A 19,609-nucleotide genomic window follows, 5' to 3' on the forward strand; every position below is an offset into this window, starting at 1 on the left:
ATAACCGCCTCCCACTCTCTCACAGGCCACGACAATACTGTCATAAACAGTATACTGTTTCAGTCATAGAGTCAACAGATGTCATAAAGGGCCCGGCGTTTTCTGTCAAAGGCGCAAAAAAGCTCCCGCAAGCGCTGCATGAGCCGGAGCCTTCTTCGGAAATCCCGGGGAAGAGCGAAGTTTTTCCCTTCAGCATAGCAGTAGGCGGCACGTTCCCCCCTTTGCGAAGGGGGGACAGGGGGGATTTTGCCTGCACAAACAAAAGAGGCCAGGCGATCTGCCTGGCCTCTTTTGAGCCGTTGGAATGCTGGATACAACTACTTGTTGTGCCCCTTGCCGTGTCCCTTGCCTTGCCCCTTGCCCTTGCCGGGGCCGCCCCCCTGCCCCGCTGGCTCTCCGGTAAAATGCAGGTCACCGCGCTTCAGGGCATGGAACTCCGGCGAACCGGGCTTGATACCGAGCTCCTTGGCGATCGCCCCCCACCCCTTCTTCTTGTTCGGCTGATAGACCTGGTAGACCTGGTCCACTGGTTTCCCCGAGTACTGACCGAGCTGGAAGAGCATGAAGGCGTCGGCCGGCTCCGGCACGCTTTGCAGCACCATCTGCACCTTGGCCTGCGGCACGCCGAACTGCGCACTCACCTTGGCGGAAAACCCGGCCATGTCGGCACGCGCCTGCACGTTCAGGCTGGATAGGAACCCCTCGAGGCTCGCGTGGGCCGCGATGGGCGAGAGCAGAAGCAGGGTGACGCAAAGAAGGATCAGGCGTTTCATGTTGCTACCTCCGTTTCATGAGATGAGTGCCCCGCAAGGCTCCAATACTATATAGAAAAAAAGCGCGCCGTCAAAGGAGGGGTGGGAGAAGAGACCGAAAAAAAGGCTGCGCACGGACCTTCCGTGGCAGCCTCTTTACCTGATTTCGGGATTTACTAGCGCGTTGTTTCCTGCTGCAAAAACTCGGCGAACTCGCTGAACACCGCCTCGCGTACCGAGTGCTGCTGCCAATTGCGGATCAACTGCCTGGCGCACTGCACCATGCCGAGAAAGCCTGCCGAGGTGCCGCCTGCGATGAGGACGCTGGTCGCACCGGTGCAGACCATGACCAGGCTGGAGATGAAGAGGACGAGGCTGGTCAGGAAAAGCGGCAGCTCGACGTGCTTGAAGGGGGAGCGAAACATGTGGTGCACCGACGAATATACCGAGGCGTGCGCCTTCACCACGCGCAGGTAGCGCTCGAGCTCGGTCGCGTTGCAGCGCGACACCGCTCTCAGGTAGAAGCGGCGGCAGGCTTCCCTGCTGCTCGTTGCCATGCGGTCGCCGTAGTAGTGTTCCAGTTCGACATCGATCGTGTACGTATCCATCTCTCAGCCCTCGTTCTGCTTCATCGTAAAAGCAGTGATAAAGTGTGATGCTACGTCAAAAAGCATGATGTATACCAACGAAGCGCTTTGGCGGCAAATCCCCGGTATCACTGACCGAGGCCGTGCCACGCTCCCGTCGGCACTGCTCAAAAACGTCGCAACATGCGCAACTTTAACACATTTCCGTGCTCCAAATCCTCTTAATCTTTCCCAAATAGGAGGGGCTAACGGTCGCCTTCAGCCGACTTCCCCCAGCGGTCATTTGGCGTTTATGCAAAACGAAAGGCGCCGCTGCAAAAATTTGGCGCCGGCGCAAAAAGAGGATTTTCGTGGATGGCAATAAGAGTGTGTCCACGAAACACCGAAGCGGCCCTAGCGCTCCCCCTTTCACATCGTTCCTACGCTCCAGTGTGGGAACGCAAAGCTTCGGACGCTCCGGCGTCTGCTTAGGGACGCTGGAGCGTCCCTAACATGCGTTCCCACGGAAGACCGTAGGAACGATCTCAAGGTTAATCGGGGGGAATTCCCGGGGACGGCGGGCAAGTGTGGTCACGAAGCGACGCAGACGACCTTACGCTCCCCCCTTTGCGAAGGGGGGAACGGGGTGCCAACGGTTACTGCTTAAAGAGAAGACACACCTGCTTCCCCGGGATTCCCTAAAAAAAGAGGGCGCGGGGAGTTCCTCTCCCCGCGCCCCCGGTGGCCCATGCCTCACCTGCCCGATCAGATGATATAGACGTGCTCCGCGAGCGTCTCAAAGCTCCTCGCCGCCGCAAGGTACCTGGCATCCTCGGCGTAGGTGGTCGGGTACACCGTCGGCACCGGGCGATGCACCAGTTCCCTGTCCACGTTGACGAAGGTGAAGAGGCAGGAGTTGGAGAGCGCCTTGCTGGTGCGGTCACGGCTGATGCGCTCGATGTTCGCCTCGACGCAGACGTAGCTTCCGTTCGAGTAGACCACGCGGCTTGTGTAGTGCAGCTTGTCCCCCATGCGCACCGGGTGGATGAAGTTGATCCGGTTCACCGCCGCCATTACGGAGCGGTCCGGCGCCACGAGCTCGGAGCAGATCGAGGAGAGCTCGTAGGCCCGCCGCACGAGGTATCCCCCGAAGATCTTCTGCGGCACGTTTTCGAACTCCGGGTACATCCGCTCCCAGGCGTCCGCCGTCAGGCGACCGGTCAAAAGCCCCTGGAATCCCGGTTCGTCCTGGGCGTGGTGCAGGGAAGCGAGCATCCGGTATTCCTCCGCGCTTGGCGGCTCCGACAAAAGCGCCTGCTGCTGGCGGTACTCCTCCCGACGTGCCGTAGCCTTCAGCGCGCGCCGCCGCTCCGTCTCGCTGCCGTAGTCAAGCGGGGGAAGCGTCATGCTTACCGCCCCCTCCCCCATCCCCGAGCGCGCGACCATCGTGAAGTAGCAGGAGGCGACGTGGTTCGCCGGCTCGCCCGGCTGCTCCACCCGGATGCCGATCTCCAGCGAGGAGCGCCCCACGTGGTTGATGCGGGCCTCGCAGACGAGGTCGCGCGTCACGTCCGCCACGTGCCGCACGATGATGTTGTCGATCGCCGCGGTCACCACGCGGGCCCCTGGATGGAAGCGGTTCACGTAGGCGAGCGCGGTCTCCTCGGCCACCTTGTCCAGTATCTCCAGGAGGAGCCCGAAGCGCAGGTTCCCCCTCAGGTCCTCGTCCACCACCATGAAACGGCGGCGCAGCTCGGGATCGGTCGCAAGCGACAATGTATGAAAGTACGAGGTCTCCTCAGGAGTTGTCATATCTATCTCCTCTTTCTTCGTGCTGAACGGCTTACATAGTTGTACCATCTCCCGCCAGAATCTGTAGTCCCGCCGCGCCCTTTCACCGACGGGTGTCTCGCGGCTCGCCTCGGGAAAAACGGAACAGGGCTGAAAATGGCGCTCCGGCCTGTTCAAACCGACCGTTTCTGGTACCCTTGCAATTCATTAAAGTGCCCGCGAGCAGAGCATCCCCGCGACAAGGAACCGTATGCTGCGCCCATCTGCAAGATTTTTCCCGGCAGTGCCAACGCTTAGAAGACTCCTTCCCGTTCTTCCCCTGCTGATTTCCCTTCTTGCGCCCCCCAGGGCCCTTGGAGCGGAACCGGTAAGGATCGGCGTACTCGCCTTCCGCCCCAAGCCACAGACGCTCGAGCAGTGGCAGCCGCTCGCCGCGGCGCTCAGAAAGGCCATCCCCTCCCGCGACTTCCGTGTCGAGGCCTTCACCTACCCGGAGCTGAACCGTGCCGTTTCAGGCCGGCAACTCGACTTCGTCCTGACCAACCCGGGGCACTTCGTCCAGCTGAAGACGGCCGGGCAGCTCTCCGCGCCGCTTGCCACCCTGGCGGTGCTGGTTGAGGGTAAACGCGTGAGCCAGTTCGGCGGCGTGATCTTCACCCGTGCCGGCAACAAAGGGATCGAGTCGCTTTCCGACGTGAGGAACAAGACCATCGCCGTCCCGGATAACGAGTCGCTCGGGGGGTACCAGATGCAGGCCTACGAGCTGTACCGGGCCGGAGTTAGACTGCCGGGTGACGCGAAGCTCCTCATCACCGGGATGCCGCACGACAATGTGGTGAAGGCCGTGCTGGAAGGGCGGGCCGACGTCGGCTTCGTGCGAAGCGGGGTCCTTGAAGCGGGGCGCGCGGAAGGGAAGTTCGACCCGGCGCGGCTCAAGGTCCTGAACCCGAGGCAGGATCCCGGGTTCCCACAGCTTCTCTCCACCAGGCTCTACCCGGAATGGCCTTTCGCCGCGTGCCGCCCCGTGGACCGGGACCTTGCGCGCCTGGTGGCGGCGGCCCTCTTCACCCTGGAAGCAAGCCACTCGGTCACCAACAGGATCGGCATCCACGGCTTCTACACCCCGGCCGACTACACCCCGGTCGAGGAGGTTCTGCGCGAGCTCCGCTTCCCCCCTTTCGACAGCACACCACGCTTCACGGTCCTGGACATCTGGCTCAAGTTCCGCCTGCAGATCGTCTTCGTCCTGCTCTCCCTGGCGGTCATCGCCCTTCTCGGCGCGCGCCTGTACCTGGCCCATAGAAGGCTTAAGGCAGAAAAGAAGCTGGTCCTTTCCCAGAGCGAAAAGCTGCAGGACCGGGAATCCCAGCTGCGCGCCATCATCGAGGCCGAGCCGGAGTGCGTAAACCAGCTCGGCGCCGACGGCTCCATACTCCAGATGAACCGCGCGGGCCTCGAGATGATGGAGTGCGACCTCCTCAAAGACCTCGATGGGATAAAGGCGTGGGACCTGGTCGTCCCGGAGGACCGCGCGGCGTTCGGCTCGCTCGTGCGTCGTGTCTTCTCAGGCTTTTCGGACACGCTTGTGTTCCGGCTGAAGGGACTCAGGGGTGGGATACACTGGCTGGAAACCCATGCCGTGCCGCTAAGAAACTCCCACGGCGACATCATCTCCCTTCTGGCGGTCACCCGAGACATCACCGAGCGCAGGCAGGCCAAGCTCGAAAGGGAGGCGGCCCTCGCACGTATCAAGAGGCTCGAGGGCATCATCCCCATCTGCATGCACTGCAAGAAGATAAGGGACGACCAGAACAGCTGGAACCAGCTGGAACAGTACATCACCAGTCACTCTGAAGCGGTTTTCAGCCACGGGCTCTGCCCGGAATGCGCCAAGGAGCACTACGCAGTCTACACCGGCTGCCCCGGTCCCGGCTGAAAAGTCCCAAATCACTCGTCGGGAAGACCGTTCAAGAGGAGCCGCCGGACAAAAGCGTCGCCGTTGCCGGGCTTCAGGTAGTGCAGGAAAGAATTTACGGCGAACCTGGCCGGATCAAGCAGGTAATAGTTCAGGGTTATGTCCTCCTCCCCGTCGAACCCGCCCAATTCTCCGTAGTTCTCCAAGATCCTCGCCCGCTCGTCCGGCGCGAGCGTGGCCAACTGGCTCACCGATGCGATGTACTCGCTGGCCGTGTGCCTATGCACTCCGCGGCGGAACTTGCCTTCGGCTGCGGCATGGGCAAGTTCGTGGATGATATAGCTGCGCCAGATGGCCGGATCAAGGGGGACACCGAAAGAAGGGGCAGCCCTGGAGGCCTCAAGGGCTGCCCGGTAGTTCAACAGATGAATGGAGTTGCTGCGGGGATCATAGTAACCAAAGGCATGGTCCAAGCTTTTTCCCTGCGGCGTGTCGTCCAGCGTCAGGGTCAGCCCATCCGGCAGCACGAGCCCCAGCGACTTCAGAAAGGGAGTGCAGGAGCGGACAGCGGCGCAGACGCTCTCGTATTCTTCAGCGGTGGCGGCGGCCACGACGGCCACCGCCCCGTTGCAAGCACCCTGTACGGCAAAGGCGTCGGGCGCGTCGCGGAAAAGAAAAAGAACGACAAGCAGTGCAACACCCTTCATCCTCTCCTCCCCGCTCTGCCGCCCCCCTGACCGCTTTACTCCTTGGCGACCAGCACGATCTCGATCCTGCGGTTCTTCGCCCGTCCCTCGTCGGTGTCGTTCGGGGCCACCGGCTTGTACTCGCCGTAGGCCACCGCGGCGAGGAGCGCGGGGTCAAGCCCCTGCTGCTGCAGGTAACGGGTCACGTTCAGGGCGCGTGCCGCGGAAAGCTCCCAGTTGGTCGGATAACGCTTGGCGAGCTGCCCTACGATCTGGACGTTGTCGGTATGCCCCTCGATGCGCACCGCCTTGTCCTTCACGTTCTTCAGAATGTCCACCACCTTCTGCAAGACGACGAGCCCCTCGGGCTTCACTTCCGCCTTGCCCGAATCGAAGAGCACGGAATCGACCATGTTCACGGTCAGCTTCCCCTTAAGCTCCGAGATGGTCACCTGCCCCTTAGCGATCTCCCCCTTCATCTGCTCCAGGAGGTCGCCGTAGGTCTTGCTCGTCTTCTGCACCTCCTCCTTTTGCTTCTGCAGGCCGGCGATGTCGTCCTTCAGCCTCTTGTTCTCCCCCTCCACGTCGCCAAGCTTCCGGCTCAGCTCGCTGATCTTCTGGTTTTTCGCGTCCGCGGTGGAACGCAGCGACTCCTCGAGCCCCTTCTTGTCCGCCGTCAGCGCGCTCCGTTCGCCGGTCAACGCCGCCACCTCGCCGCCCAGCCGCTTCACATCGTTCTTCAGCTGGTCGTTCTCCCCCATCAGGATGTTGTACTGTCCCCGCTGTTCCTTAAGGCTCTTCTCCAGGTTTTCCGCCTCCGCCTGTTTCTGCTTATAGGTGCCGCTCGTGACGCACCCGGAAAGGGCGAGACAGATGAGGGCTGAGAGACAGACGAACAGTTTGCGCTTCATGTTATCCTCCTTGGAAGTATGGATGTACGGTACCAGAGCATTAAGTATGGCGCGTAAAGCGGATGTTGCAATGAGGGAGTGTGCCGTGACTGGATGAAAGGTGGTATAATGCTAGGCAGAGAGAGAGGAGGTGTCAGCTATGAGAGAAACGAAGATGCCGACGACTCCGAAGCGCAACGTTGCTATGGAACGTGGGAAAAAGAACCCGGCGATGCTTGCCAAGCATGAGATGATGATCCGGCGCGAGCCGAACCACAACGTCCATGTCATCACCCCCCACGGCCACGTGCAGAGCGGCCGCAAAGGTCGCAGCGCCTGAGTTCCCCGCTCACGGCGCGACGAAGCCGGCACCCGTCACGGGGCCGGCTTTTCTTTATACGCCGCGCCTAATTCCCTCTTTCGAGGTAGACGCAGACGAGGAAGTGTCCCGGCCCCTCCCCGAAGGCGAGGGTCAGGGTGTCCGGTGCCGCCCCCATGCTGAGGACGTATTCGTTGCCCGACATGACCGAAGGGGTCGACAGGCGCACCTCGTGACCGTTATCCACGAAGTGGTGCTTGAAGGAGCCCCCTATCATGTTGGCGACTTCGCCTAGCGCGTCGCGCACGTCATCGTCGCACTCGGTGATCTCCATGCCCAGCATCTGCGAGGCGAAAGACAGCGCCGTCGCCTGCTCCGCATGGATGGCGATCATGCCGTTGTAGCTCCCGGCGAGACCTACCATGGCCGTCACGCAATCGGTGAACTTCGTCACGGCCTCCACCGGAGTCGAGGACGGCAGCTCCACCCCCACCATGGTCGAAAAAATCTCCCTTACGTCCCCGTCGAGATACTCGACCAACTTCTCTTGCGTCGTGTTCAACAGTTCCAGAATGGCTGCGCTTATCATATCGTTTCCTATGTGACCAGTTTGTCCCGGTCTTCGTCTTTTGGAACCCTCAGCAAGGCAAGCAACGCCTCGTGAAGTTCCTCGGTCAACTCACCAAAAGCAATTCCTATCCCCGGCAGACGCCGCTCCCCCCAAGGCTGAATGCGCACGACAACCGCCTGCGCTGCGACCATGACATCATGTCCCGGCATCAGGGTGACGCTGATCTCCTCCCCCGCCTGGTAGCGCTCCGGATGCATGGAGAGGATGAAGGCGCCCCCCCAGGAAAGGTTCAGCGTCGCGCCGCGCTCATCCCCGACCATGACCGGAACCGAGATGTCCCGGCGCCGGTGCCGCCTGAGGGGCCTCGCGGTGAACGCCGCGCAGGTCTTCAAAAAGAAGTCCTTTAGGTTGCTGTCCTGCTTCGCGTTTCCCGGCATGATCATCGGGATCAGCATGTTCCCCATCGACTTCACACGGAGGGTCGGGTAGAGCTCGGTCAGGGTGTGGGCGATCACTTTCTCTTCGTCCTTTGCCTTAACCATGGTCACCAGGTCGACGAGTATCCCGCTGAAACTACGGACCAGGGCATGCTCCTGGGCCTCCCTGAAAGAAGCGCAGGAAACGGCACATGACCCGTAGGCGGCCGGGTTCGCCGCCAGCGCCGCTCTCGACTGGTCATCGTAGGCGACGGCCAACACTGCGGGCGCATCATGCTCCGGTTCTTCACCCGGTGGAAAACTCGACATCGATACCTCTCTTTCCCGAATTCGTCTCGTACCACTCTCTTTTCGTCCTGCCGGGTATTTTTTTGAAGTCTTTTCTTGCAGCGGCTCTCTCGCCCCCCCCGGAGCGCCCTCCTTCCATCCCGGGTGCTTACGCGCTTCCTTTGCGAAAGAGAAAACTCATATTGCACGAACCTCAGTCTCCTGTTAATATAACACCGATCTATTTTCGCACCGCGCGGGAAAACGGCCGGATAACCATGTGCAGGACAGGCGCCCTCCATCGGGGCGGGACATACACGAGGCGCAGCGTGAAAGAAACGGACAGGGTCGTGGAAGCGCCGAACGAAAACAAGAAGCCACTCGCGCTGGTCCCGCTGACCGGTGTCTACCTCCTTTCCATGCTCGTCACCCTTTCCCACCTGGGCGATCCCTTCCCCTTCATGGGACAGCTGTACGAGGGCGATGCCGCCGAGCACCTGATCTTCGCCGACAGCATCGTTTCCCTGTATCTCATCCTGGGGATACTGAAGCGGCAGCGGCTTACGCTTTGGCTGCTCATCGGCTACAACTTTCTTGCGAGTTGCAACGGCATCTCCAACCTACTGCTCCTGCCGGTGCAGCACGTGATGACCGCCACCGGGACCATGGTTCCCGACTACCACTACCGCGTCAACGCCTTCTGTGTCTTCGTCCTCTTCCTTTTCCTTAACGTCTTTCTCTACTTCAACCGTAACCGCTTCGACAACCGATCCATCTATCTTTGGTGAAATTGAAGTTAAAGGGGATGAAGGCCTAAAACCCGTGTCACGCAAAGCCGCAAAGGCGCAAAGACAAGCAGAAACAAAAAGATTTTGGTTTAACCCTAAAGTCTTTTATCTGTCAGGTTTTCCTTTGCGACTTTGCGTCTTTGCGTTACATTGAATTTTGACTTGGTTTTATCCCTTTTATCCCCTTCATCCCTGTTAAATGGTTTTTTTTTGCTTTGATAGAGAGGGGGGGGCTATAAGCAGTAAGGCCGGCACAACGTCCCCCAAGGGGGAGCCTGGGGGATTTTCCCTTCGTCGGCGGATGAGCGATGCCGAGAACCACAACAAAAAAGGGCCATGCCTCACGGCATGGCCCTTCTCTTTTATTCAATTTTTAAAGAAGAGTAGGCGTTACGCCTTCACCTTCTCAGCCGCGAGCACCTCAGCAGGCTCGGCGTCCTTAAGCCATGCCTCGCCCACCGGCAGCTTGATGCCGGACTCGGCGTAGACGCCAACCGCCATCAGGTAGAGTGCGGAGGCTGCGCAGATGAGCAGGTCGTAAGCTGCGAAGGTCCCGGCGAGAGCGCTGCCGGTGAACTCCTTCACGTCAAGGCCGATGAAGCCCAGAAGCAGGGTGAGGAAGATGAACGCCAGCGTCGCGTGATGCTTCATGGAGCCGATGAAGAGGATGAAGGTGAAGATGGTCCAGGCCACGAGGTAGAAACCGAGATCATTCGCGTTGAAAGCGAGCGTCGGGTAGGACTTCACCAGTTCGGGGTTCTTCCCGAAGATGATCATCAGGCAGAGCGAAATCCAGAAGGCACCGTAGCCGGTGAAGGCACAGAAACCGAAGTTGTTGTTGGTCCTGAACTCCATCAGGCCTGCGATCAGCTGCGCCGTCCCGCCGAAACAGAGCCCGAGCCAGAGCACGGGGGCGATACCGCACCAGCCGAGGTTGTGGCATTGCAGCACGAAAGTCGTCATTCCGAAGCCGGCAAGGCCGACTACCGCGGGATTTCCCAGTTTCACATCACTCATTTTTTCCTCCTGGTTATCATTGCGATGTCACTTCGCTATGGATTGTGTATACGCAATTACCGTACCAGTGTCGCTGCGATGCAACCCCTGTAAATTATCCCGCAAAAACAACGGATTATCGTCAGGCATCCCTATTTAGGCCGAACCGTTATTTTTGCAGATCTGCAAAACGCTCCTCCCGCCCGGTCGACAAACACACGCAAAAAAAAACGGCAATCCCGCAACTTGCACCCATTCGCGCAATCCGGACAGTCATTTTCGCATAAATGCAAAAACACGGCATGTGCCGGAGCCGTCGCGAGCGCCTGACCGCACCGCAGTCATTCCGATAACTTCGCTCGCGACAACGCTTTTTTCAGCCACACCGCTAAAGTTTGGCCGGAAGATGCCGATTGGAGAAGTCCGGCAGCACCGGTTCCGTTCACCTTTACCCGGAGGCACGTTTTGAAAGTCGCGTTAAAGCTGTTTCCCATTTCCGTCATGCTCCTGCTCGTCATGGCAGCGGGGGCCCCGTCCTCTTCCTGGGCCGACGCCACGGCCAAGGTAAGACTCGCCGGTCACATGCCGGCTCGCAGCATCGCCAATGCCAAGAGGCTCAACCGATTACCTGCAGCAACGCAGATGAGATTCTCTTTCACCCTTCCCCTGCGCAACCAGGCGGAGCTGAACGATCTGCTGAAGCGCATGTACGACCCGAGCGACCCGCAGTACGGTCATTATCTCACCGGACGCCAGTTCACCGATCGTTTCGCACCGAGTGCCGAGGATTACGAGGCGGTAAAGAAATACGCCAGGGAGACGGGACTCACCATAACCGGCACCCACGCCAACCGTACCGTCCTCGACGTAGCAGGTCCTGCCGCGGCAGTTGAGGCGGCCTTCGATTTGCAGATGCACCAGTACCAGGCGCAAAGCGGCCGCAACTTCATCGCCCCGGACCACGACCCGGGCGTTCCGGGTCCCATCGCCGCGTGCATAAACGGCGTCATCGGCCTGGACAGCGCCGCCAAGTGGCACACGCACAGCCTCTTCACCCGGGCCGCCGGCCTCCCCATGGCCACCCCTTACCAGATCGGGACAGGCCCCGGAGGCGGCATGACTCCCAAGGACATCGCGGCCGCCTACAACCTCGCACCGGTAACCGCGACCGGCACCGGGCAGACCCTCGCGCTCTTCCAGTTGGACGGCTACACCCCTTCCGACATCGCCGCCTATGCGAAATACTTCGGAATTCCCGCGGTACCTCTGCAGAACGTGCTGGTAGACGGCTTCTCCGGCGCGCCGGGCTCCGGTGCGGGAGAGGTGACCCTGGACATCGAACTGCAGATGGCGATGGCACCCGGTGCAAGCCGGATCATCGTCTACCAGGGGCCCAACAGCACCAAAGGGGTACTCGACACCTACAACCGGATCGCCACCGACAACCTCGCAAAACAGGTCAGTACCTCATGGGGGCTCAGCGAGGGGGATAGCGGCTCGGCCTTTCTGAACAGCGAAAACGCCATTTTCCAGCAGATGGCAGCCCAGGGACAGACCGTCTACGCCGCAGCCGGGGACAGCGGGGCCTACGACAACGGCTCCACCCTGAGCGTCGACGATCCGGCATCGCAGCCGTACGTCGTCGGCGTGGGAGGGACCAGGCTCTACCTCGACGGCAGCGGCGCGTACAGCCGCGAGTCCACCTGGAACGGCGGCACGGTGGCCGCCGGTGCGGGCGGCGGCGGGGTCAGCTACTTCTGGCCCATCCCGTCATGGCAGCAGAAACTTTCCAACGTCGCCTCCTCCGTAATGAGAAACGTCCCCGACGTAGCGCTAAACTCCGATCCCGGTACAGGCTACTCGATCTACTTCCAGGGACAGTGGTGGATCTACGGAGGCACGAGCTGCGCTGCGCCTCTTTGGGCGGCCTTCACCGCCAGGGTGAACCAGCAGCGTGCCACCGGCGGGCTCGCCCCCCTTGGTTTTGCCAACCCGCCACTGTACCAGCTCGGCACCGGCTCCGGCTACGGCACGAGTTTCCACGACGTCGCCGACAGCACCACGAACCTCTACTACCCGGCCATCACCGGCTACGACAACGCCACCGGCTGGGGTTCCTTCAACGGCGCGAACCTTTTCGCGGCGCTGGCACCCGCGGGCTCCTCCACGACGACCACCACGGTGAGCGTCCCGCCCGCCCCGACCGCGCTCAAGGCCACCGCCGGCAACGGCTACGTCGCCCTCAGTTGGAGTGCCGCCGGCGGTGCGACGAGCTACAGTGTGTACCGCGGCACCGCACCCGGCCAGGAGGGAGGCACCCCGGTGAAGACCGGCCTCACCACGACCTCTTACACCGACAGCGTGACGAACGGGACCACCTATTATTACAAGGTGTCCGCCGTGAACAGTGCCGGCAGTTCGCCCCTTTCCAACGAGGCGTACGCGACCCCGACCGCGCCGCTAGCCTTCACCAGCGGTCTGTCCGGCTCGATAGGCACGACCACCGCGCAGATCCAGTGGTACACCAACCTGCCGTCCACCTCCGTCATCCGCTACGGCACCTCTTCCGGGAGTCTCACGAAGTCGGTCTCGAGCAGCACGCTCGTCACCTCGCACGTGCTGAAGCTCTCCTCCCTTTCCCGGAGGACCACCTACTATTTCAACGTATCGTCCAGTGCCGGCGGCAGCACCATCACCTCCGGGCTCTACTATTTCCGGACGCAGTAGGGGAAGGTTTCCACAGTCCCGCCCAACACAAGATGCAACACGAGGATGAGTGCCGGTTTCCGAGCCTGGAAACCGGCGCTCCCACGCCTGCCCCGCCCAGTTTATATATCCCCGATTGCCCGATCTTAAACTCCAGACCGAAGTTGAGAAGACCGGACTCGATCTTAAAATCCCGAGCCCGAAGTTAACAACTTCGGGCTCGATCCTAAAATCCGGAGGCCGAAGTTAAAAACTTCGAGCCAGATCTTAAAATCCGGAGGACGAAGTTAACAACTTCGGGTCCGATCTTAAAATCCTAAGGGCGAAGTTAAGAACTTCGGGCTCGATCTTAAAATCCGGAGGCCGAAGTTAAGAACTTCGGGCCCGATCCTAAAATCCGAAGGCCGAAGTTAAGAACTTCGGGCCCGATCCTAAAATCCGGGGGCCGAAGTTAACAACTTCGAGCCCGATCCTAAAATCCGGAGGTCGAAGTTAACAACTTCGGGCCCGATCTTAAAATCCGAAGGCCGAAGTTAACAACTTCGAGCCCGATCCTAAAATCCCGGGACCGGCATTGGCAAAGTTGGCTTCCGCGGCGATATTCGAAGGGTCTGGAGAAGAAGGAGGCTAAGGAAGGATAGATTGTTGCGACCGAAGGCCCTGATCCTGAGGATGAGGGCCTTCGGTTTTAGGACCGGGATCAAAGTATCCTGAGGCTGATGATGGAGGACCATTCGCTCTGGCCGCTGGGCCCTGAGCAGTATACCTTGAAATAATACAGCTGCCCGGGCTCCAGCCCGGTCAGCTCCATGTTCCGCGACTTGTGGAACGGCCCGACGGTCGACCAGGACTCCGGCAGTGAAGGATCGCCCTTGCAGATCCCGACGTAGTAGACCGCTGCCCCTCGCACCCTGTTAACGCTGATGAGGGCTACGCCCGACTTGCCGTGCTTCGCCTTCGGGTTTTGCGGGGCAGTCACCTCGACATGGAGCGCACTCTTGGATGCCTTCACCTTCGGAGGCAGGTCCAATTCGATGATGAGAGATGGCTTGTTTTCCGTCACGGACCTATAGGCCGCCCAGTTGATCAGCATGACCGCGTGCATTTCGACGAGCGGGCGTGAGGCGTCCCGCTCCACCTTCTTGAAACGGTTGCCGCTCTCGGCCTCCTTGGTGACAGCGAGATGGCTTACCGCGAGCCCCCTGAGTACATCGAGTTGGCACAACTGTTTCGGGAGCGCGTCCTCGCCTTGAAAGTCCTTATGGCGGGCAAAGGCGTCCACGAGGTTGATGGTGAAGTTGCCCAGTTCGACGTGCGACATGTCCCGGACGTTGACATCGACGATATCGAGTAGCGGGTGAAGGATCGACATGTGTTACCTCCATAGTTTGAGGGGAGCCAAGCTGCGAGTGGATCACCATGCGACCGCGCCACAATTAGGCCACACCAATAATGCCATGTCAATCCACTTCCTTAACAGGGCCATGGGATCGACCGATGCAGGCACCTACGATGGAGCATGACGAGACTCCGCCCCCCCCAGTCCCCCTTGCGTTTCATGCCGGCAGAAGGAAATGACCGGCAGCCGGCTTCAGTCCTTCAGCTTGACTCATCCCACCATAAAGGGTACAAAAGGTAGCGTTTTAATCCCAGGAAGCAGAGGCTGAAAGTTGGCATCCAGAAAATATAAGAAAGTTGCAAAAGACATCCCTATCGTCGCGGAGGAAGAAACGGTTTACCGCCAAAGGATCGGGGGCCTGCTCCCTGAACCGCCTTGTAAGCCTAAGTTGATCGACCTGTTTGCCGGTGCAGGTGGAATGACTCTGGGGTTCACGAAGCTGGCAGGCCACAGTTTCGAGCCCGTTTGGGCCAACGACTTCAACGATTACGCCGCCAAAACGTACAACGCCAACTTCGGCGGTCACTGTGTCGTCGGTGATATTGTGGACATTCTGAGCGATCCGAAGACCGTCGTCCCGCAAGCCGACGTAGTCATCGGCGGCCCCCCCTGCCAGGGGTTCAGCCTGCTCAACAAATTCCGCGACGGTGACGTGAGAAAGCAATTGTGGCGGCCGTACATGGAAGTGGTCGAGAGGTCGGGTGCATCCGTCTTCGTCATGGAGAACGTGCCCCAGCTTCTCGATTCCTTCGAACACGGCGAGATAGTCGAAATCGCCCGGGCTATGGGATTCCAAGTGCGGTGGGCGAAGCTGTGCGCTGCCGACTACGGCGCGCCGCAGGTCAGATGGCGCGCCTTCATCGTCGGCTGCAAGTTTGCCGACCCCGCTGCCGTATTTCCTCCCAAGAAGACTCATTTCAATCCGAACAACGGGCACCGCAAAGCGTTCTCCGAAGAGTTCGACGCCTATATAAGCGATGCAGCTCCCTGGCGCACGGTCCGCGATGCGATAGGCGATCTCCCCGCGCCTGAAGGAGTCGAGGTGCGTGACGTCCCCGCTCCGCTCGACATCCACTTCGGCCGCACCCCCACGGCACTGAGCATCGAGAGGTACAAAGCGATCCCCGAAGAGGGAATGAACAGATTCGACCTGCAGAAGAGGGCGCCGCACCTGACTCCTGCCTGCTGGGTGCGCAAGACCTCGGGAGGGACCGACCTGTTCGGGCGGCTGTGGTGGGACCGTCCCTCCGTCACGATCCGGACCGAGTTTTTCAAGCCCGAAAAGGGACGCTACCTGCATCCCGTGCAGCACCGTCCAATCACTCACCGGGAGGCCGCGAGGCTGCAGTCCTTCCCCGATGACTTCCGGTTCCTTGGGACCAAGACGGAGATAGCAAGGCAGATCGGCAATGCCGTCCCCCCCCGCTTGGCAGCAAGGATCGCGGATTCGGTCTACACCCTGATCATCTCGAAAGGCGCGAGCGAATGTCCGACGTCTTCAACAAGGAAAAACGAAGCTGGATAATGTCCCGAATCCGGGGAGGCAACACAAAACCCGAGATAACGGTCCGAAAGCTCCTTCACGGCATGGGCTTTCGTTTCAGGCTTCACGTCAAAACTCTTCCAGGTAAGCCGGACATCGTCTTGCCGCGGTATCGGAAGGTGATACTCGTGCACGGTTGTTTTTGGCACGGCCATCAAGACTGCCCAAGGTCGAAGAGGCCCGCTACCAACGCCGAGTTCTGGAATGACAAAATAACGGCAAACATGGAGCGCGACCGGCGCAACAAATCGGCTCTTGAAGACGCAGGTTGGCAGGTGCTCGAACTTTGGACCTGCGAGTTGAAGGATACGGAGAGGCTCTCGGAAAGGCTGAAGTGTTTTTTATTGAGTGATGGTTTTACCGGAGGGGCTTGAATGGCGCGTAGATCGAAACAACAGGAACCCGAGTCTCTTCGAAAGCGATTGGTCGAGCTTTTGGCCGACTTCGAGCACGAACTGGAGAAAGGAGATTTACGTTCAAAGGTACTGTCTCTCGTCCCCGCGCACAACCTTCTACGCGATCTCGGCAGTTCGCTCATTCCGAAGGAGTATGCGCCCTCAGCACGAGAAAGACTTATTCATTATCTGCAAAGATATCCGCGCACGGTAATCAGCGGAAATGAGCTGATGGTTGTTGCCGGCATCGGCGAATGGGCGAGAAGAGTTCGAGAGTTGCGAGTTCAATTCGGATGGTCCGTAGTCAACGGTGTGACGGCCAAAGAGATGAGCAAGGAAGGCGACCTTCCCCTGGAGTCCGTCGATGTCTCAAAGATGGGTCCGGACGATTATCTGCTCCTGGACGAAACCCAGGATCGAGAGGCCGCCTTCAGGTGGAACACGGCGAACGAAATCCGCCGTAAGAAAGCGAGCGTTCAGAGTAAAATCCTGGAGTATATGATAGTCAACGTAGGCAAGCCGATCACAGGCGAGGAACTCCGCTATGTCGCCAACAACAAAAGTGAATGGGCAAGGCGCGTACGCGAGTTGCGAACGGAACAGGGATGGCCGGTAGCGACCAGGACCACCGGCATGCCGGATCTGCCGGTCGGCGTGTATTTGCTGGTGGAAGACCGCCAGGCTCCCGAGCATGACCGGGTGATCCCGGATGCCGTACGGAGAGCAGTGCTGCAACGCGACGACTACAAGTGTCGTGATTGCGGTTGGCACCGCGAAAAGTGGAATGCATCCGATGCTAGACATCTAGAAGCACACCATGTGCAGCAACACGCCAAAGGCGGAGCAAATACCGAAGAAAACCTCATCACTTTGTGCAACATCTGTCACGACAAAGCCCATAGGAAGTAGAGCTGGTTCTCCGAAAGGTGACCACTTTATCATGTAAGCTCGTGACCGTTTGAAGGCTCAAAATCTCAGTAGCGTCCCCTCTTTTCCCTCAATTTTGAGCAGCTAATTCAGTTGGCAGAAGGATTATAGAATGTACCTCTAGAATAGTGGAGGTGCTACTTAACAGATCAACACCATCCCCCTCGCCCCCCGCTCTGTCTCCCTTTGCTAATCCCCTCAATTACCAATGGATTCGTAACCTTCCACCTCTATGGCCCAGGAGGGAGTTTCAAGAGTTTACCAATCCATATCATTATTTTTAATTTGACAAAACCAAGTCATTAATTTTTACTACACGCATATCGTTGATCTTTGCTGTCAGGAGGGCTTCTCAGTGAATGCCTCTGTAGCTCAACTTGAAAGTGCAATGGAAGAATTCGATCGAAATATGCGGGGCACTAAAGAGTGGTCTGCCTGGACAGAGAACAGCAGTTACAAGTTTGCTATTTTTAAAAATGGGAAAATATACCCAGTCAAACAGATCGTGTCGATGGCGACGGGCCTTCCGAAATCCGCTTTTTCTGGTGGATCACAAGCAAACACACTTGTCAGTAAATATGGCCTTAGATTACTCTCACTAAAGGAATCATCTTGGACAATACAATCAGAAAATGATGCGGTAAAAATTCTTGACAAGTCTGCATTCTCACAAGGAACCGGCATCCCCTTTGAAATCCGTCCTTTTTTCTTTGACGAGGCTCCGCCCCCAGGTGTTCACTATCCGGTCGATCTAATCTTAAATGGTAAAAAATTTGAATCATATTTAGCAGTTGAAAGCAGCCCATCTCACAGAAGTCGCCTATTTTGGCACCAGGACTTCATAAAGGAGCTTTCTGCACGCTTTCCAGTACATTACGAGCGGGCTAGCGCGAATAAGGACTTTTCTGGCCTGCTGGTACCGCTTATGCGGCTAACCAGAATAAACTCTTTCAAAGCTTACGTTGTTACTTTACAAGAAACGGAAAACACTGATACAGACTGGACAGATAGCGAGTTAGAAGCAGCTGTAATGGCGTATCTTAAGATGCGTGAACAGGAGATGGCGGGGTTACCCTATAGCAAGGCAGAGGTTAACAGATCACTACGTGACGGCGAGCTATCGAGGAGATCAAAGGCATCTATCGAATATCGAATGCAGAACATCTCGGCGGTCCTCAGTGAAATGTGTGCGCCAACCATCAAAGGATACCTCCCTGCCAAAAATGTGGGTTCTCAAACCAAAATAAAGCTGCTTTCCACATTAGACCGTTTGGGCGTTTGCTCGCAGGAGGATTACGAGCCAAATTTCGATCAGCAGGTTGTAGACGCAAGGGTTAAGCGGCTCCTCACAAAACCTTTTGCAGGAATCCCTAAAGGGCAAACGACACCATCGCAAACCACAAAAACAACCGTTTCCTATGCACGCGATCCACTGGTGAAGGCATGGGTCCTTCAGAAATCGGAAGGGCGGTGTGAAGGATGTTGCTCTCCTGCCCCGTTCCTGAATAAAGACGAGGCGCCTTACCTTGAAGTCCATCACCTCATCAAGCTAGCTGAAGGTGGTCCAGACACCGTAGAAAACGCAGTAGCTCTATGTCCGAACTGTCACAGGAGGTGTCATTTCGGCAATGATGGAGAATCCTTTACTCTGAGGCTTTTTGAAGGCGTTGAGCGACTGAAACGATAGTCATGCCGTATGGTTATATTTTCCCAATGGAGCCCCCACGACTTTGTACTTTAGACTTTTGGGGAAAAGGCGAATAACCCGAGCCTTCCGTCGCAACTTTCCCCAGCCGGAGTGCAGTTGCACTGGCCCTCAGAGGGCCCCGGGCAGGGACAGGCAGCACGGTGAGGCAGCGAACCGTGTGCAGATCTTCAGACGTCAGGGGACTTCATGTCGAAGAGGGAGACTTTGGGTAGAGTAGAGAGCAGAGGTTACCCTGCCCTCCCTCATTAAACCGGACGTGCGGTTTTCCCCCATCCAACTTTCCGCTGTTCCTCACCGCAAGGCATCCGCTTTTGCCCAGCCACTTCATACAGGCTTCTGGTCTTAAACATGGCGTACTCCATCCTGGAGCACTCCTTCCAATCATTTCCGTTCAAGCTCCATGCCTTCTGTTTTAATCACATCCACTTCGAGATCAAGTTTCGCGACATCCCTCTACCGCGGATCATGCAATGTTCTACATAAACATTGACAGTTTCGCACCTACATGATAGCCATGCGATGGGCACATTCTATCTACCAGGAGGATGAATGAAAAATTTGGTAAAAGTGACAGCATCTGCAGCTTTGTTATTGTCTTTGACAGGTTGTGTACAGAGAATCACTGACTTTACAGTGATCTCTTCCAAGAATATGAACTTGTCCAACGCCGCAACATTCGTGCGCGATGACAAAAGGGTAGAAGGCGACGACACCAAAGCGGTAATAATCTTCCCACTGGGCATCCCCAATGCCAAAGAGGCTTTGGATAATGCCATTCAAACCGTACCTGGGTGTGTCGGACTTGTGGACGGGGTGCTGGAGCATGAGTTCTTCGCGTTTGTGTTCGGCTATGTAAAATACCGGGTGAAGGGAACCTGCCTCATCGATCCTACTCTGGTCAAAAAGTAACGGACCTTGTGCCAGGGTAAAATACTGTCGAATATGAATAAAGC

General features: G+C 58.2%; 18 protein-coding genes. 9 read left to right on the forward strand and 9 right to left on the reverse strand.

The annotated features are described in order from the left end of the window. Nucleotides 1-317 precede the first annotated feature (317 nt). From D6Z24_RS13185 to D6Z24_RS13195, 3 genes are all read right to left on the reverse strand, one after another. Entirely contained in the window at nt 318-773 is a 456-nt protein-coding gene (locus D6Z24_RS13185) for a hypothetical protein (RefSeq protein ID WP_129127065.1), read from the reverse strand. Between the two features lie 155 nt (nt 774-928). Then, entirely contained in the window at nt 929-1,360 is a 432-nt protein-coding gene (locus D6Z24_RS13190; RefSeq protein ID WP_129127066.1) for a GSU0071 family protein, read from the reverse strand. Nucleotides 1,361-2,083: 723 nt separating this feature from the next. Further along, nucleotides 2,084-3,130, reverse strand: coding sequence for an acyl-CoA thioesterase (locus tag D6Z24_RS13195; RefSeq protein ID WP_129127067.1), 1,047 nt, complete (start codon nt 3,128-3,130; stop codon nt 2,084-2,086). 262 nt (nt 3,131-3,392) lie between these two features. Here D6Z24_RS13195 and D6Z24_RS13200 point away from each other — a divergent pair, with 262 nt between their 5' ends. Further along, entirely contained in the window at nt 3,393-5,045 is a 1,653-nt protein-coding gene (locus D6Z24_RS13200) for a PhnD/SsuA/transferrin family substrate-binding protein (RefSeq protein WP_162605138.1), read from the forward strand. 11 nt (nt 5,046-5,056) lie between these two features. Here D6Z24_RS13200 and D6Z24_RS13205 read toward each other — a convergent pair whose 3' ends face one another. Together D6Z24_RS13205 and D6Z24_RS13210 are read right to left on the reverse strand one after the other, a co-directional pair. Beyond that, complete coding sequence (locus D6Z24_RS13205; RefSeq protein WP_129127069.1) at nt 5,057-5,731, reverse strand: DUF6639 family protein; 675 nt, start codon at nt 5,729-5,731, stop codon at nt 5,057-5,059. 35 nt (nt 5,732-5,766) lie between these two features. Further along, entirely contained in the window at nt 5,767-6,621 is an 855-nt protein-coding gene (locus D6Z24_RS13210) for an OmpA/MotB family protein (RefSeq protein WP_129127070.1), read from the reverse strand. A 139-nt stretch (nt 6,622-6,760) separates the two neighbouring features. On the opposite strand from D6Z24_RS13210, the gene D6Z24_RS13215 reads away from it, so the two are divergent. Beyond that, nucleotides 6,761-6,940, forward strand: coding sequence for a hypothetical protein (locus D6Z24_RS13215; protein ID WP_129127071.1), 180 nt, complete (start codon nt 6,761-6,763; stop codon nt 6,938-6,940). A 67-nt stretch (nt 6,941-7,007) separates the two neighbouring features. Here the strand turns inward: D6Z24_RS13215 and D6Z24_RS13220 are convergent, their stop codons facing one another. Both D6Z24_RS13220 and D6Z24_RS13225 read right to left on the reverse strand, forming a co-directional pair. Next, complete coding sequence (locus tag D6Z24_RS13220; protein WP_129127072.1) at nt 7,008-7,508, reverse strand: chemotaxis protein CheX; 501 nt, start codon at nt 7,506-7,508, stop codon at nt 7,008-7,010. 8 nt (nt 7,509-7,516) lie between these two features. Next, entirely contained in the window at nt 7,517-8,236 is a 720-nt protein-coding gene (locus D6Z24_RS13225; RefSeq protein ID WP_129127073.1) for a PilZ domain-containing protein, read from the reverse strand. A 287-nt stretch (nt 8,237-8,523) separates the two neighbouring features. Here D6Z24_RS13225 and D6Z24_RS13230 point away from each other — a divergent pair, with 287 nt between their 5' ends. Beyond that, nucleotides 8,524-8,982 carry a hypothetical protein gene (locus tag D6Z24_RS13230; RefSeq protein ID WP_129127074.1) on the forward strand — a complete coding sequence of 153 codons (459 nt, stop codon included), beginning with the start codon at nt 8,524-8,526 and terminating at the stop codon, nt 8,980-8,982. A gap of 390 nt (nt 8,983-9,372) precedes the next feature. Here the strand turns inward: D6Z24_RS13230 and D6Z24_RS13235 are convergent, their stop codons facing one another. After that, nucleotides 9,373-9,999, reverse strand: a complete 627-nt coding sequence (locus D6Z24_RS13235; RefSeq protein ID WP_129127075.1) for an acetate uptake transporter — start codon at nt 9,997-9,999, stop codon at nt 9,373-9,375. Nucleotides 10,000-10,443: 444 nt separating this feature from the next. Between D6Z24_RS13235 and D6Z24_RS13240 the strand changes: the two genes are divergently transcribed. Further along, nucleotides 10,444-12,705, forward strand: a complete 2,262-nt coding sequence (locus tag D6Z24_RS13240; protein WP_129127076.1) for a S53 family peptidase — start codon at nt 10,444-10,446, stop codon at nt 12,703-12,705. Between the two features lie 679 nt (nt 12,706-13,384). On the opposite strand, the gene D6Z24_RS13245 is transcribed toward D6Z24_RS13240, so the two are convergent. Next, nucleotides 13,385-14,056: a fibronectin type III domain-containing protein gene (locus D6Z24_RS13245; protein WP_129127077.1), complete on the reverse strand. Its 672-nt coding sequence runs from the start codon at nt 14,054-14,056 to the stop codon at nt 13,385-13,387. 298 nt (nt 14,057-14,354) lie between these two features. On the opposite strand from D6Z24_RS13245, the gene D6Z24_RS13250 reads away from it, so the two are divergent. The 5 genes from D6Z24_RS13250 to D6Z24_RS13270 all read left to right on the forward strand — a co-directional run bounded on the left by D6Z24_RS13250 (nt 14,355) and on the right by D6Z24_RS13270 (nt 19,565). Continuing rightward, nucleotides 14,355-15,608, forward strand: a complete 1,254-nt coding sequence (locus tag D6Z24_RS13250; RefSeq protein ID WP_129127078.1) for a DNA cytosine methyltransferase — start codon at nt 14,355-14,357, stop codon at nt 15,606-15,608. Then, nucleotides 15,569-16,000, forward strand: coding sequence for a very short patch repair endonuclease (locus tag D6Z24_RS13255; RefSeq protein WP_129127079.1), 432 nt, complete (start codon nt 15,569-15,571; stop codon nt 15,998-16,000). Before D6Z24_RS13250 ends, D6Z24_RS13255 begins: the two co-directional genes overlap by 40 nt. Further along, complete coding sequence (locus D6Z24_RS13260) at nt 16,001-16,930, forward strand: HNH endonuclease (protein WP_129127080.1); 930 nt, start codon at nt 16,001-16,003, stop codon at nt 16,928-16,930. Nucleotides 16,931-17,303: 373 nt separating this feature from the next. Further along, entirely contained in the window at nt 17,304-18,635 is a 1,332-nt protein-coding gene (locus D6Z24_RS13265) for an HNH endonuclease (RefSeq protein WP_129127081.1), read from the forward strand. 570 nt (nt 18,636-19,205) lie between these two features. Next, the gene (locus D6Z24_RS13270; RefSeq protein ID WP_129127082.1) at nt 19,206-19,565 is read left to right on the forward strand and encodes a hypothetical protein; all 360 of its coding nucleotides are present in this window, start codon (nt 19,206-19,208) and stop codon (nt 19,563-19,565) included. The last annotated feature ends 44 nt before the right edge of the window (nt 19,566-19,609 follow it).

Origin of the sequence: Geomonas oryzae (assembly GCF_004117875.1) — a bacterium.
Taxonomy (GTDB): Bacteria; Desulfobacterota; Desulfuromonadia; order Geobacterales; family Geobacteraceae; genus Geomonas; species Geomonas oryzae.

Bases quoted from the DNA above. Each gene is read 5' to 3' on its own strand.
- D6Z24_RS13260 (WP_129127080.1), top strand. From the start codon at position 16,001: ATGGCGCGTAGATCGAAACAACAGGAACCCGAGTCTCTTCGAAAGCGA.
- D6Z24_RS13235 (WP_129127075.1), bottom strand. From the start codon at position 9,999: ATGAGTGATGTGAAACTGGGAAATCCCGCGGTAGTCGGCCTTGCCGGC.
- D6Z24_RS13210 (WP_129127070.1), bottom strand. From the start codon at position 6,621: ATGAAGCGCAAACTGTTCGTCTGTCTCTCAGCCCTCATCTGTCTCGCC.
- D6Z24_RS13255 (WP_129127079.1), top strand. From the start codon at position 15,569: ATGTCCGACGTCTTCAACAAGGAAAAACGAAGCTGGATAATGTCCCGA.
- D6Z24_RS13195 (WP_129127067.1), bottom strand. From the start codon at position 3,130: ATGACAACTCCTGAGGAGACCTCGTACTTTCATACATTGTCGCTTGCG.
- D6Z24_RS13190 (WP_129127066.1), bottom strand. From the start codon at position 1,360: ATGGATACGTACACGATCGATGTCGAACTGGAACACTACTACGGCGAC.
- D6Z24_RS13245 (WP_129127077.1), bottom strand. From the start codon at position 14,056: ATGTCGATCCTTCACCCGCTACTCGATATCGTCGATGTCAACGTCCGG.
- D6Z24_RS13205 (WP_129127069.1), bottom strand. From the start codon at position 5,731: ATGAAGGGTGTTGCACTGCTTGTCGTTCTTTTTCTTTTCCGCGACGCG.
- D6Z24_RS13270 (WP_129127082.1), top strand. From the start codon at position 19,206: ATGAAAAATTTGGTAAAAGTGACAGCATCTGCAGCTTTGTTATTGTCT.
- D6Z24_RS13225 (WP_129127073.1), bottom strand. From the start codon at position 8,236: ATGTCGAGTTTTCCACCGGGTGAAGAACCGGAGCATGATGCGCCCGCA.
- D6Z24_RS13215 (WP_129127071.1), top strand. From the start codon at position 6,761: ATGAGAGAAACGAAGATGCCGACGACTCCGAAGCGCAACGTTGCTATG.
- D6Z24_RS13185 (WP_129127065.1), bottom strand. From the start codon at position 773: ATGAAACGCCTGATCCTTCTTTGCGTCACCCTGCTTCTGCTCTCGCCC.
- D6Z24_RS13220 (WP_129127072.1), bottom strand. From the start codon at position 7,508: ATGATAAGCGCAGCCATTCTGGAACTGTTGAACACGACGCAAGAGAAG.